Origin of the sequence: Amycolatopsis palatopharyngis, from assembly GCF_003385185.1 — a bacterium.
GTDB classification, from domain to species: Bacteria; Actinomycetota; Actinomycetes; order Mycobacteriales; family Pseudonocardiaceae; genus Amycolatopsis; species Amycolatopsis palatopharyngis.
In genome coordinates this window covers 1-13,360 of record NZ_PQHZ01000031.1, presented here as the reverse complement: position 1 = coordinate 13,360, position 13,360 = coordinate 1, and the positions used below count along the sequence as shown (strand labels likewise).

18 protein-coding genes are annotated in these 13,360 nt (G+C 66.5%); all 18 read right to left on the bottom strand.

Annotated elements, in window-relative coordinates:
• On the bottom strand, positions 1-2,412 hold the full coding sequence (locus D0C15_RS21840) for a phage tail tape measure protein (RefSeq protein ID WP_116048617.1): 2,412 nt from the start codon (positions 2,410-2,412) through the stop codon (positions 1-3).
• Between the two features lie 3 nt (positions 2,413-2,415).
• A complete protein-coding gene (locus D0C15_RS21835) occupies positions 2,416-2,652 on the bottom strand; it encodes a phage tail assembly protein T (protein WP_425455411.1) in 237 nt (78 codons plus the stop codon).
• 56 nt (positions 2,653-2,708) lie between these two features.
• Entirely contained in the window at positions 2,709-3,104 is a 396-nt protein-coding gene (locus tag D0C15_RS21830; RefSeq protein ID WP_116048780.1) for a hypothetical protein, read from the bottom strand.
• A 118-nt stretch (positions 3,105-3,222) separates the two neighbouring features.
• Positions 3,223-3,726 (bottom strand): hypothetical protein, encoded by a 504-nt coding sequence (locus tag D0C15_RS21825; protein WP_116048611.1) that lies wholly within the window; start codon positions 3,724-3,726, stop codon positions 3,223-3,225.
• Between the two features lie 13 nt (positions 3,727-3,739).
• Entirely contained in the window at positions 3,740-4,150 is a 411-nt protein-coding gene (locus tag D0C15_RS21820) for a phage tail tube protein (protein WP_116048609.1), read from the bottom strand.
• Positions 4,151-4,152: 2 nt separating this feature from the next.
• Positions 4,153-4,557: a DUF3168 domain-containing protein gene (locus D0C15_RS21815; protein ID WP_116048606.1), complete on the bottom strand. Its 405-nt coding sequence runs from the start codon at positions 4,555-4,557 to the stop codon at positions 4,153-4,155.
• Entirely contained in the window at positions 4,557-4,916 is a 360-nt protein-coding gene (locus D0C15_RS21810; protein ID WP_116048604.1) for an HK97-gp10 family putative phage morphogenesis protein, read from the bottom strand. The genes D0C15_RS21815 and D0C15_RS21810 overlap by 1 nt, the downstream gene beginning before the upstream one ends.
• On the bottom strand, positions 4,916-5,245 hold the full coding sequence (locus D0C15_RS21805) for a phage head completion protein (protein WP_211323291.1): 330 nt from the start codon (positions 5,243-5,245) through the stop codon (positions 4,916-4,918). Before D0C15_RS21805 ends, D0C15_RS21810 begins: the two co-directional genes overlap by 1 nt.
• Positions 5,246-5,256: 11 nt before the next feature.
• The gene (locus D0C15_RS21800) at positions 5,257-5,772 is read right to left on the bottom strand and encodes a hypothetical protein (protein WP_116048601.1); all 516 of its coding nucleotides are present in this window, start codon (positions 5,770-5,772) and stop codon (positions 5,257-5,259) included.
• A gap of 3 nt (positions 5,773-5,775) precedes the next feature.
• Positions 5,776-5,973, bottom strand: a complete 198-nt coding sequence (locus tag D0C15_RS21795; protein ID WP_116048598.1) for a hypothetical protein — start codon at positions 5,971-5,973, stop codon at positions 5,776-5,778.
• 62 nt (positions 5,974-6,035) lie between these two features.
• Positions 6,036-6,431, bottom strand: coding sequence for a hypothetical protein (locus D0C15_RS21790; RefSeq protein ID WP_116048596.1), 396 nt, complete (start codon positions 6,429-6,431; stop codon positions 6,036-6,038).
• A 45-nt stretch (positions 6,432-6,476) separates the two neighbouring features.
• Positions 6,477-7,712, bottom strand: coding sequence for a phage major capsid protein (locus D0C15_RS21785; RefSeq protein ID WP_116048593.1), 1,236 nt, complete (start codon positions 7,710-7,712; stop codon positions 6,477-6,479).
• A gap of 111 nt (positions 7,713-7,823) precedes the next feature.
• The gene (locus tag D0C15_RS21780; RefSeq protein WP_116048591.1) at positions 7,824-8,483 is read right to left on the bottom strand and encodes an HK97 family phage prohead protease; all 660 of its coding nucleotides are present in this window, start codon (positions 8,481-8,483) and stop codon (positions 7,824-7,826) included.
• A complete protein-coding gene (locus tag D0C15_RS21775; protein WP_116048588.1) occupies positions 8,480-8,773 on the bottom strand; it encodes a hypothetical protein in 294 nt (97 codons plus the stop codon). The genes D0C15_RS21780 and D0C15_RS21775 overlap by 4 nt, the downstream gene beginning before the upstream one ends.
• 14 nt (positions 8,774-8,787) lie before the next feature.
• Complete coding sequence (locus tag D0C15_RS21770) at positions 8,788-10,773, bottom strand: phage portal protein (RefSeq protein ID WP_116048586.1); 1,986 nt, start codon at positions 10,771-10,773, stop codon at positions 8,788-8,790.
• A 2-nt stretch (positions 10,774-10,775) separates the two neighbouring features.
• Entirely contained in the window at positions 10,776-10,970 is a 195-nt protein-coding gene (locus tag D0C15_RS21765) for a hypothetical protein (RefSeq protein ID WP_211323290.1), read from the bottom strand.
• Positions 10,971-10,980: 10 nt separating this feature from the next.
• Entirely contained in the window at positions 10,981-12,732 is a 1,752-nt protein-coding gene (locus D0C15_RS21760) for a terminase large subunit (protein ID WP_116048583.1), read from the bottom strand.
• Entirely contained in the window at positions 12,701-13,183 is a 483-nt protein-coding gene (locus D0C15_RS21755; RefSeq protein ID WP_116048581.1) for a phage terminase small subunit P27 family, read from the bottom strand. Before D0C15_RS21755 ends, D0C15_RS21760 begins: the two co-directional genes overlap by 32 nt.
• Positions 13,184-13,360: the final 177 nt, after the last annotated feature.

Below are 13,360 nucleotides of genomic sequence, written 5' to 3'. Positions count from 1 at the left end.
TCACCTCCCGAATGTCTTCTGGACGTCGCCGCCGTCGACCCGCACCATTTTGCGGATGAGGCGCTTCATGTCCTCGTCTGCACCGTCCACATCGAACGTCACCTTCGTGCCGCCATCGTTTACGCGGTTGGCAGTGTTAGAGGAGACAACCCCTTGCAGCCACTTCCGTGGGTCGGACTCCTTGCTCGGGTCCCACTGGTCAGCAAATTTGTCGTTGAATCGGTCGAGGTTGTCCGACATGCCCTTGAAGCTGAAGTCCTCGAACACCTTCTTCCCTGCGGAGAGCGCGTCCAGAACTTCCTGCGCAGCCATGCCCATCGGGTTGAGCTGGGTCTTGCCCATCTCATCCGCGATCGCCGGGGCCATCCGACGCACGAAGCGCATCACGCCGCCGAACCCGTCAACCAGGCCGCCCTCCAAGCCGTCCATGATCGCCAGACCGGCGGGAATCAGCAGCGTCCGGTCGTAGGGCAGCGGCCCCTTGAGTGAGGCGATCTTCGACCCGATCCCGGACACGAAGTCCCACACCTTCCGCGCGGCGTTCTTGATGCCGTCGAGCAGGCCAGTGATGATCGACGAACCGGCTTCCCAGAGCAGTTGGCCGAGATCTCCGAGGGCACCGAGGACCTTCCCCGGGATGCCCCGCACCCAGTCGACGGCCTGCTGGAACTTCCGGACGATGGCATCCTTCACGGACCCGAACCACGCGCCGACCTTCCCTGGGAGGGTGCCGAGCCACTCGAAGAACCCGATCACGTCATTGATGCGGCCCTCGACCCAGTTGGCGATGTCGGTGACTCTGTCGGACACCCACTTCCACACCGCGTTCCAGACCTGGGTCGTGACCCGCTTGATGGTGTCCCAGTTCGCGATGATCAATGCAACGATCGCGATCACTGCGGCGATCACCCAGCCGATCGGGCCCATCGCGATCAGCCAGGCCGCTGCCACGCGAGCAGCCTGGATCAGCGACTGGACGCCGAGGAATACCCACTTCGCGACCATCGCCACGACCGTCGCCGAGTGCAGCGCCGCAGTGCTGATCGCGCCGGCCTTCATCACCAACCACGCGATGCTGACCTTCGCCGCGTTCACTGTCGCCGCCACTCCCAGCGCGATGAGGTGCGGGATGAACACCGCGGCGATCAGCCCAGCGACGATCATGAGCGGCGTCTCGTTGTCAGCGATGAATGATCCGAACGACTTCAGGGCTGGCAGCACATTGGAGTCGATGACATCGCCGATCGTGGCGAGGGCTGGGCCGAACGTCGACGCGAGCGTGCTCGCGGTCGCGTTGACGATCGGCAGGACCTTCCCGCCGACGAGGTCGACGAACGCGGTCTTTGCCTGACGCCAGAACGAGGTGAGATTGGTCTGAGCGTTGTCGTTGAGGGTGTCGCCCATCTTGCTGGCGGCACCTTCCACGTCCCCGAGGGCATTCACTGCGGCGGCAGGGTCGAGGGCGAACAGTGCCTCTCCTAGGTCCTCCGCCTGGGTGCCGAACAGAGCCACCGCGGCGGCGTCGCGGGCGACCGGGTCTTCCATTGCGCGAAGGCTGTCCAGGACCGCGGTGAGCGCCTCGGTGGCCTTGGGGCCACCTGCCGCGATCTGTCCGGCCATCTCCTCGGCGGACATGCCGATCGCCGTGAACCCCTCGGCGGTGGCCTTGCTGCCGTCGATCGCGCGGATAGAGAATTCCTTGATCGCGTCGGCGACGACGTCTGCGTCCCGAGCACCGGCCTGCAGGCCCTGTGACAGCAGACCGGTCGCCGTGGCTCCGTCGAGGCCGAGCTTGCGGAACTGGGTTCCGTACTCGTTGATGGTGTCAAGGAAGTCTTCGGACTTGTCCACGCCCTGCTGGAACCCGATGGTGATGATGTCGAGCGCTTCCTCGGCGCTGGACGCCATTCCCGTCTTCATCATCTGCCCGACGGCCTTGGTGACACCACCGAGGTCCTGCTCGAACGCGGTGGCGACGTCGAGGACGCTCGCGGTGACGCCCTCGAGTTGCTCGCTCGATGCCGAGGCCATCCCGCCGACGTTCTGCACCACACCTCGTAGGGCCTGGTTCACGGTCTCCAGCGAGTCCCCGTACGCGCCGGCGTACAGGCGCCCCGCCGAGTCACCGATACGGGCGGACTCAGACTCCGTCAGCCCTAACTGCGCAGCGAGCTTGTCGTTGGCCGCATCCACTGAGATGGCCTCTGTCAGGCCAACGGCCACCGCACCGCCGGCCGCGAGCCCAGCGGCCTTGCCCGCCGTGGCCATCGTCGACCCCAGGCCGTCGAACGCACTGCCGGTCTGCTCGACCTGGTCCTCCAGGTTTGCGAAGTCCGACGTCGCGGACTGCACACCGGAGGAGGCTTCGTTCTTGAGCCCGAGCGACACCATGAGCGAGGCGAGGGTCGACATGAATCACCCCCCGATCTGCCCGCCTAGGGCTGCGTTGATCTGCCGGGCCTTCTCGTACAGCTCGATCGGGGACAGCGGCTGTGCGGGCTCCCAATGTGGGAGGAACTTGTCAACCTTGTAAGCCGCGCGCTGGCCGCGGTTCGAGTTCGCCACGGTGGCGGCGACCACCGCTGCGAGGATGTCGTCCCTACGGCCGCCGAGGGGGCCGGATATGCGCTCGTAGGCCATCCACTCCGACAACTCCCGCGAGGAGATCCGCTCGAGCAGCTCGGTGACGGTATAGCCGAGGTGGCCAGCTAGGCGGAAGTAGAACTGGCGCTCACCCCGGCTTCGGAGTTTCCCGCCAGCTCCTCCGCGTCGTCATCGGTCAGTCCGGACAGTCGCTGCGCGGTCTTGAACACCTTCTGCAGCGCCGCGGCGGACTTCTTGCCTAGTTCCCGCACGTCGGACTCGCTGAAGAGACGCTGACCGTCCTCGTTGACGATCGACGCGGCGGCCATCTTGGCGCGGACGTTGTCCATCGTCACTGTGCGGTTCTTGCCCTTGCCGGCGACCATCGCCGCTTCGAACTTGTCGCGCTCCCACCCGGAGAGCGCCATGACGCGGACCGTGCCGCCCCATTCAGGTACGTCGACGTCCTCGGAGGTGATGTCCTTCGCTTCGAGGATCTGATCGCGCGAGAGGAGACTCATCGCGTTCCTTTCTGTGTGTGTGATGTGGATGGCGGCCAGGGCAACCAGCCAGCCGAGGCCGTAGTGCTGGGCTACGAACCAGGTGACGACTAGCAGCGGCCAGAGGTCGTCAGAGCTCCTACGCGGAGGCACCGATGATGACGACGTCGTAGGTGACGGTGGATCCAGCGCCGGAGTTGACCATGTTGATGAGGTCCGCGGTACCGGCGGTGACTGCGGCCGCGGTCGCGTCAGGAGCCACCCACAGGAACATGCCACCAGGGCGGACGGGCACGCCGTCACCGGCTGCGAGGAACAATGGGGCGCCGGCGGTGGCGTCCTGGACCACGTTGACGTTGTTCGTGTTCGCCGCGGCGGCGGACACGAACAACGCCTTGACCCGGGCAAAAGTGATGCTCGCGCCGAACGCGTCGGTGAGCACGCCCGCGAGGTCGAGCACGTCGGTGCCGCTGGCCGCGATGGTGCGGCGGTCGCTGAAGATCTGGTCGGCCTGGTTCGCGCCGGTGCCGTTGGCCAGGTCGACGACGTCCCGAACCTTCAACGGGAGGCTGCCAGTGGCCAGATCCAGGGCGTTGGTCTGATCGGCGGACAGGGACAGGGTGAGCTTGCTGGTGAGCGCCACGGCTATCTCCTTGTCAGGTCAGGACCGGCTTGCCGCTGACCTTCAGCGTCAGCTCCGCGGTGAGCTTGTCGTCCGTCGGCGCGGACGGGTTGAAGGCCGTGAGAATTGCTGCGAAGTCCCACTGCCCCAGTGCCTGGGGCCACACGACGCGCCAGTTCCGCGGATCGGTGTCACTGAAGTCGGCGACCAGCACATCGTGCACGTCGGGCTTGTAGTTGATCTCGATCGAGACCTCGCCACCGTCCTTCAGGCCACCGATGAACTCGCGCCACCCGTCCGGGCTGTCGTGCGCTGTGACGTCGTACGTCTCGCGGGACAGCTCTGGGCCGCCAAGGTTGGTCAACCTGGCGATTGCGGTGAATGCCTCGGTGGGCGCTCCGTCACCGCGGAGCAGGTCAACGCCGAAGGCGTCGATACCAGACATGATCAGTTCTCCTTCGTGAGCCAGATCCGGAACCGGACCGGGATGTGCCGTATCTGCGGGTCGGGATCCCGCAAGGTCTCGTGGAATTCGCGCGCGACAGACACGTCCGTGAATCCCGCAACCGCGAGGGGCTGGCGGTCGAGGAGCCGATCGACGTGACCGAGGATGGCGAGCGCTTCGGCGAAGCCCTTGTACTTCGACCAGACGTGGATGGTCACCGTCACCGCGAGGCCCTGGGCGTCGTGGGCGTCGTCGGGGACCTCGGTGGCCTGCCCCACCGTGAGGTAGGGGAATGTGGCAGTGCCATCGACGTAGTCGAAGACACCAGACACGACCTCGAGCAACTGCGGGTCGCTGAGTAGCTTCGCCCGCATGGCCACCTGGACGGGCCAGGCCGCGGTGGCCATCAGAGGTACCGTTCCAGCGCCGTCTGGATGTACGGCTTGATGTCGCGGTGTCGTTCGAACGCGGGCAGCAGGAACGGTTGGGCCTCTATGGACGAGGTCCCGTGTTCGATGAATGTGCCGTAGTAAGCGTCGTCCTCGAACACGCCGACTTCGGCCTTCAACCGGCTGGCGTCGACCTTGGATTCAATGGCGGATCCGAGGTTGCCGCTGTCGATCACAACGTCCCGCTTGGCTTCGGACTCGACGTCCGAACTCCACTCCTTCAGTGCCTCCACGCCGACCGTGTCAACGGCGTCCTGCAGGTTCTTCAGCGCGGCGGCGAGTTCCTTCCCGCCGTTGAGGTGCGCACCTTTGGCCACTACTCACCTCCGTTGGGCTGGCGTTCCTCGCACTCGCATCGCAGGTACGCGGGCGCCGAGGGGACGAGGGTGGCCATCACCCGCAACGTGAGGGTGGGGTCGCGGAGTTCGTCACCACGCTGGATATCTGTGGCGGGTTCTGCATAGGCGACGTGGGTGAGGACGCCGAGGAGCTGCTGCGCGGCGACCCGTTCTTGCACTGTGGGTTGCGAGATCCTCACCGCGACGTCACCGATCTCAGCCCAGGTGGTGACCTGGCCGCCGCCGTCGTCCTCGGTAAGGAGCCGCCGCCACACCGTCATCGTCCGGTTGCACAAATGCGCGATCACGTCTCGCCCCCCTACCGGTTGGCCGAGTAACGGGCGAGCGTCTTTCTGTCCGTAGTGGACAGCGACATGCCCTCCCGGACCCAGGACGCGGAGTAGTCGCCGATCTTCTCGCTCTTCTTCGCGCCGACGTTGCCCCACGATCCGGATGCGACCTCGAGCACGAGGCCTTTCACGCTCGCCGGGATCGGATCCCAGCCCGCGGTGTAGACGACGGTGACCTTCTCGTCCCAGCAGCCGCTGACACGGATGAGCAGACCGGCGGTCTCCCACGTGTAGTCGGTGCCTTCCACGAGGGTTTCGCCGGACACGACCACGCTGGTGATCGCAGTGACCGGCCATCGCGGCAGGACGAGAGTGCGGGTGTAGGTCGGGGTGAGCTCCACCGTGTCGGTGGAGCTCACCAGCGACTGTCCGATGTCGTCCTCGACTAGGCCTGTCGCCGCGTCGAGTTTCAGGTCGGCTCGGGTTTCGTCGACGGAGGGCAGGCCCATCCACGACGCGAGCTCGGCCGCCGTGGCGTAGGCCATGGATCAGCCCTCGTCGCTGCGGCGCGCGCGGCGGCCGCGGCGGGCCGGTGCGTCGTCGTCGCTCGCCGGGTCCTCGTCGGCCGGCACGGCGAACCTGCCCTTGATCAAGGCTTCCGCCTCGTCCCGTGGCAGGTCTACGTTCTGGCCAGGCTGCAGTGTGCGTTTCGGTGTGACCGACAGGGTCTTCATGGTGACCCGCATGGATCAACCTCCTCGTTGGGGAGTGGCGCCCCGGGCCGCGTGGCCCGGGGCGCCGGAACGGATTACTTCGGCAGCTTCCGCGGCTTGCCGCGGACCACGGTGGCTGAGCACACCAGCGTCGGCGAAGTGCCGGACGCGGCGGTGATCGCCACCCGGACGTACCGCTTGATGCCGCGGTAGCCGACCTCCGACACGCTGTCTCCTGCTGTGACGGCCGCCGGCTGCCCCGAGTCCAGATCCGCCGCGGCGACCGCGGCGAAGGTGGAGTTGTCGTCCGACTCCTGCACCTCGAACGTGAACGACGGCGTAGTGCCGCCAATCGCGCCGAGATCCAGCACGACAGCCGCGGCGTCGTACCCGGCGAGGTCCACACCGAGGCCGTCCACGGCGGCGGTGCGAGACGCGGGACGCAGCGACTGGGCAACGCTCACGTTGCTCTTCAGATCGGTCCTGCTCATGACTCTCTGTCCCTTCTTGGGCGAGTGTTTTGCTTATCCGGGGGATCAGCGCGTGCCGCTGCGGACCTGCAGGCGGACGAACGCCTCCTCGAGGACCGGCATGCCGTCGGTCTCCATGCGCCCGATAAAGCCCACCTGATTGGTTTCGGCGTACAGCTCGACGAGCCGCTGGATCTCCATGTCGAGGGCGTCGACGATCCAGTAGTGCGAGAAGTCGCCGATCATGCCGACGTAGTTGTCCGCGGCCACCGTGTTCGGCGCGAACTCAGACATGACGTAAGGAACTTCGAGGATCGTGTCCGGGCGGTCGCCCTGCAGACCTGGCTGCCACAGGTACTGGTTGTTGGCGTCCTTCAGCTTGCGCACCACGCGCAGGATGTCGCGATGGAACAGCCACCGTGCCCGGTTCCAGTACGCGGCCTTGAGGGTGTGCTTGGCGTCGATCAGCTCGTCTCCGGTGAGGGCGTCGAGGCTGAGCGCGCCAGATGCGCCGATCGATACGTCACGGCCCGTGGAGATGCCGTCGGTGGAGGCGGCGAACAAGCCCAGCGGCTTTTTGTTGCCGTCGCCGGTCATGAACCCCTTCTCCTGGGTGACGCCGAACTTGTAGTCCAGGCGCTCCCGGACCAGGGTTTCCGGGTCCCGGCTGGCCTTGCGCAGCAGGGTGCGGGAGATCTTGACGCGCTTCGCGACCGGATTCGGCCGGAACTCCCGCTTCCCGAGCCGGAGGCCGTCGTCCTGCGAGCCGGTACCCAGCTCCGACGTCCACTCGGCGTCGCCGAGGTCGGTATCGAGACTCGGCACACCGAGCGACTCCCCATCGCTGAGGGTCATCGTGGTGGCCAGGCCGCGGAGCGGCACAGCGTCGTCGATGGCCTGGATGAGCTGGTTCACCCACTGCTGCGGGGCAACCAGGTACCCGCCCTCGGGGTCGGAGCTCGCGTTGAGCGCACGTGCCTCGTCAGGGGTGAGGTTCTGGCGGCCGCCGAGCACGTAGGAGCGGAACGCCCGCGTCCGTGCCTCGTCCGCGTTCTTCGGTGCCCCCGGCGGCGGGTCGTTGGGGGCACCGTCGGCGATCTTCCGCTCGAGCTCGCGGGCCTTCTCCTCCCGCTGGATCCGGGCCTCGATGCCGTCGGCGTCCTTCATCAGGGCGTCGAACTTGCGCTCGTCGTCGGGGCTGAGGTCGCGCTTGCCTTCCTGCGCCTCGGTCAGGAGGTCGCGGGCCTGCTTCGCCAGGCCGGCGCGCTCCTGCTTCAAGGCGTTGATGTCCACTCCGGACATGGTGTTTCTCCTTGATCGGGATTTGGGCAGCCGTCAGCGCAGGACCAGCCAGGGCCCCGTCGTATCGGCAGTGAATGGGTGTTGCGAATCCGCCCAGCCAGGGGCGGAGGATCAGAAGCGCTCAGCGAGCGCCAGGCGCCGCTGCGCTGCCGCCAGGCGGGCAGGCGTGGTTGGCGCGCCGCGGCCGTCGTCTTCGTCGTCTGCCTTCGCCGCGGACTCCATGAGCGCGGTCAGTGCTGTGATCGCGTCCTCGACGAGGGTGATGTTCTTCGTCGACAGCACCTTCCCCGCGCGCACGTTGCTCAGCGCGCGGGCCAGGGCCAGGGAGCGGCCGTCGTCGGCAGTGGCGTCCGGGTCCATCGGTAGCGGCACCACCGACGTCTCGAACAGCTCCCAGCGAGCCGGTACGCCGGCATCGTCGATGTCATGGGCGTCGAACCCGACCGAGACCGCGTTGAGGAACCGATTCCGGATCTTGTGCTCGACTTTCACCGCGAAATCGTCGTTGCGATCGAACACCAGGCCGCCGAGCAGGCGCCCGCCGTCGGTCTTGGGATCGTCGACACGACCGATGGGGAGAGCTTCGCGCCCGAAGTAGTCGTGGCCGTACATCAGGACCGGGTTGGACCGGAACCGTTCGAGGTCGAGGGTGTCCATCCGTAGGTCCAGCCCGTCCGCCTTGCGGCCCTCGGTGGCCAGGACGAACGGCACGGGCCCGTCGGTGTCCTCGGTGTCGCGGACTGCGTAGCCACGCAGGTAGACGCGGGTCATCGGTCGCTCCTCGGTCGTGCCTGCCGGTTGCGGGGGGAGCGCTGTTCGCGCTCGGCCGGCTCATCGGCGGGCTTGTCTGTCGTCCGGTCGTTTGGCTTGCTCTCAGGCACGGGAACCTCCTCCTTGCCGTCGAATTCGTCGGCCACGGCACGTAGCAGCGCGGCGACCTCGCTCTTGCCGTGCTGCATCGAGCGGCCGGCGATGACGACCTGGCCGACTTCGCCCGGTGGCTTGTCGTTGATCCGCAGGAGTACGGAGACTGTCGTCGACAGCCTCGTTGTCTGAACCACAGCGGGCTCCTTCCTCAGTCCGGGGTCACGCTGCAGTCGCAACCCGGGTGTAGCGGCGGGTGGAACGTCTTGCGGTCGACCTTCAACGTCTCGGCCAAACCCACCTCGGTGCCCGCGGCCACGAACGGCTCTTCGATCCCGACGACGCGGCCGTCCATCGCCTTGCAGAACGGGCAGTTGTCGCCATTGGTGACCCACCGCAGCCGCCGCACGCCCGCGGAGCGGTACGTTTCCCGCGCGGCGGCGTTCGGGAGCTGGTTCGTCTCCCACTTCGCGGTCCGTTCGGGGCGCTTCTCGACCCACTCATCGAGCTTCGCGAGAATCGCGGCGGCTGGATCGTCGGAATCGGCGGCCGCGCGGAGTTGTCCGAAGGCTGAGTTGACCCGGTAGTCCGCATGCGTGCGGACATACGCGCCGACCCACCGCTCCAGGTTGACGTCGCCGTCGTAGCCGACGTCGGCGATCGAATCGGCTACGACCTCCACGACGAGCGCCTGCATGAGCGGCGTCCACCGGTCCACGGTCTTCTGCCGCACCACGGCGTCGTACAGCTCCCACAGCACAGCAAGGAACGTCGAGATCGACCCATCTCGCGCGCCGCGATCACCCTCCAGATGGCGACGTACCAGGGATTTCACCTCGGCACGTTCGAGCTTCGCCAGGCGCTCGTCCGCGTCCATGATGAGCGGCGCGAACGATGCGGCGATCCGCCGGCGAGCTTCCAGCCCGCGGCCGCGCAGCTCCCGGGCGGCGGGCAGAGCCTTCTGGTTCTCCACGACCTCGCCGTCGATGACGTCGTCGTCAGGGCTCGGCGCGGGCACCATGTTCAGTGGCACCAAGTAGACCTCGCCCTTGCCATCCGGCAGTGGATTGAGGTTTTCCTTCTCGCGGATGTCGTCGGCATTCATCCAGCCCCAGTTACGGGCGATGGCGTACGCCTCGTACCGGGACTTGATGTCGCCGCGCAGCAGCCCGTCGACCAGGTGCTCGGCGAAGTAGCGGGACCGCTCGCGCGCGGTGAGCAGCCGCAGCGAAATCGCCTGCTCCCACCGCACCAGCCAGGACCGCAGCGCGCTCTTGAGGTAGTCCAGGTCCTGCTGCTCGATGTTGGAGAACGTCGAACGTTCGAGGTCGCCGAGTTTGTGCGGCGGGACTCGCATCCAGCGGGCCATGTCGGTGACCTGGAACTTGCGGGTCTCCAAGAACTGGGCATCCTCGGGTGGGATGCCGATGGACTGCCAGTCCACGCCCTCCTCGAGGATCGCGACCCGGTGGGATCGGTCCACACCACGGTGCAGGTTCTCCCAGTCCGCTTTCATCCGCAGCCGGGCAGGCTCGGACACCTGCTTATCGCTCTTCAGCACCCCGCCCGGGCGAGAGCCGTTGCCGAAGAACGCGGCACCGTACTGCTCGGTGGCCAGGCCCAAGCCGATGGACTGGCGGGCGTGGTGAACGATGCTGTAGCCGCGGACCCCGTCGTAGCCGAGACCCGCGATGTGCAGCACCTCGTCGGGCAGCAGGATGACCGGCGTCCCCCCGCCCGACCGGTACTTGTAGGCGACGCTGAACTTGCCCTTGTCGAGTTCGATCATCTTGATCTCGAGCCGATCCGGGCGCAGCGGCCACAGCGAGTCCACCTCGCCCGCGCCGTTACGTTCGATGTAAGCGACGCCGTTGCCCCACGTCATCGCGTGGCCCTGCAGCGTCTCTCGCAGCTGCATCGACGTCATGTACGGGTTGGCCACGTCGTGCAGCACCGGGTACAGCGAGTGTTCCGTCGCTCGGCGCTTCCCCTTCGACAACCGCTCATACAGCGGCAGCGGGAGGCCGGCGACGTCTTCGGAGACCACGCGGACTGCGGCGAAGAACGCCGAGTAGTGCATGGCGGTCTCTTCGGAGACGTGCATTCCGGCCGCGGTGGGCTCGCCCCCGAAGTAGCCGGTCAGCCACTTCTCGGGTTTGGACAGACTGGAGCTGCGCAGGGAGCGGATCAGCGCCACGATCAGCCTCCGCTCTCTTCGTCGTCATCGCCTGAATTCAGCCCACCGAGCACGGCGACCACTAGGACCAGCGCTCCCCCGACGGTCAACGCTGGGCCGATGCCGAACCACAGGTAGACCCCGGCTACCAGCAGCGCGAGACCGAGCAAACCGAGCACGTCCCAGACGTCGACACTGGCCTTCAGGGCTGCGAGCACCGGCCACCTCCTACAGCGACGACAAGCCGCGGGTCTCGTAGATGCTCTCTGCCGGTTCGCCGCGCATGGCGGCGTCCTGGGCGAAGAAGAGCGCCGGCATACCGTCAATGCGTTTGCCCTCGCGGTCCCGGTTCGGTTTCACCGGCCGGATACGGTCCGGGTCGCCCGTCGGGCGCTTTGCTTCCAGGTTGTCAGCCATCCATCTGGCCACCGGGTTGCCGTGGTGGGCGTACTCGTGGGCTTTCAGCCTCCGCATGAACTCGGTCATCGGTGGGGTCATGCGTTCGAACGTGGTGTTCGACTCCACCATCGTCAGGCCGGTGCGCTTCTCGATCTCCTGCCGTACCGGCTCACCCGACCACTTGTCGTAGGTGATGTCGGAGATCACGTACAGGTCGTTGTCGTATTCGATGTCGGTGTAGATCCGGTCATAGTCGATCGTGTCGCCGTCGGTGAGGGTGATCCATCCGTCCTGACACCACCCGGAGAACTTTCCGCCGGTCGCTTCATCCAGGTCCGGTACCACCGACTCAGGCGCCCAGAAACGCCACACGATCGACCCGTTCTCGAACAACAGGCACCACGCGGTCAGGTCCAGCTTGGACGACAGGTCCAGGCCTGCGTTACACAGCCGACCTTCGAACTGCGCTTCCAGCCAGCCAGGCCGCAGGGCGATCTCGCCGCAGTTCTCGTCCCACAGGTCCAGCGAGATGTACCGGGTGGCTTGAGATACCCGTTGGTTCATCCGGAACTGGATGAACCCGTTCTCCTTGGTGCGGTCGTTCTTCGCCTCGAGCGCTTCCTCGCGCAGCGCCTGCCGTGACAGGAAGTCGTCCAGGCCGGGATTGGGCCACTTCCAGTTCCGCTCGTCCCACTTGTCCGTCGACACCGGCAGATCCGGGTGCCCGGGGAACAGCCGGTTCAGCCGGTCCAGCTCGTCGGCGTTCTTCGGGAGCTTCCGAACGTAAGCGAACTGGTGCGGTGCTCGCGCCGGGTCCTCCATGACCCGGTCGGCCTCGTCGATGAACGTCGCACCGAACGAGAATGGCTCGTTGGTCTCGGTGGTAATACACAGCAGCAGCGGCTGTGTCCTCGCACCGGCCGCTGTACGCATCGCCGTCCACAGCGAGTCGTCCGGCTGCGACAGCACCTCATCGAGCACAAAACCATGCGGATTGTGGCCCAATTCGCCCATCGCATCCGCGGTGATGACCTCGTAGTACGACGCCGTCTTCTCATCGATCAGTCGGCGGGCGTTCTTGTTGTGCGTCAGCCGGCGCTTCAGTACCGGCGACAGTTGCACCATCCTCGACGCGGGCTCGAACACCTTCCCGGCCTGCTTCGTGTCCTTCGCCGCGCCGTACACCTCGGCGGACTCCTCGTCGTCCCCGACGAGCAGGTACAGCACCGCACCGGACAGCAAACCGGACTTGCCGTTCTTCCGGCCCATACAGATCGTGGCCACCCGGTACCGGCGAACGTAGCGCGACCATTCGGTGGACCAGACGACCTCGCCGAACAACGGCCGGACGATGTCGTGCTCTTGCCAGTCCGCCAACGTAAACCGCTGCCGGGCATGCGCACCCTTCGTGTGCACCAACAGCTCGGTGTAGAACGCCACCACCTTGTCGGCGCGCGGTTCGCAGTAGTGCGCTCGCCGCTTCGAACACACCTTCCCACGGAACGAGTACCCGCAGGTTCCACCCTTGCGACCTCGTGGGCGCCAGCGGTCATCCAGAGAGGAGGTCTTCGCCCGGTTCATGGCCAGCCTCCCCGATGTGCAGGTCGGCCCGGTCTGACGGAGTCAGGCCGAACCGTGCGCCGTAGCGCTGCACCTGGGCATCGGCCTCATTCAGCACCAGCGTCCAGGGGTTCTTGCCCATCCGGAATCCGGTCTCGTCGCCGTTCTTGTTGAACACCGGCATCTCGATGACCTCGCCTTGCCGCTGCAGGTTCGCCGCGGCCGTGCGGCGGCGCACCACTGCGTCGCACCAGCAGGCGAACGCCTCGACGTCCCACGCGGTCAGCACTGACTTGCGCATCAGGTCCGGAGCGAGGGCGTCCCAGACCTCCATCGCGTCCGCGCTCAACCATTCGGGTGCGGCCACCGACGGCGCCGATGGCTTCGGCTCGGAGTTGTTGATCCGGTCCTTGCGGGCGCCTCGCACCACAGCGAGGTTGGTCGGCGTCTTCGCGGGTCCACGTTTACCCATGGCTGGCGCTCACCGCCTCACTCCACTATGGACAGTCACCCTCGGTTACGGAAACGCCCTGGGTACGGCGGACCTGAAAACCTGTCAACCCGAAAGCCGCCTCCCCCCCCCACTTTCCTCCCCCCCCCCCCCCCCTCCCTCTTTTACCCTTCTCCCACCCCCCAAACCCCTACCCTA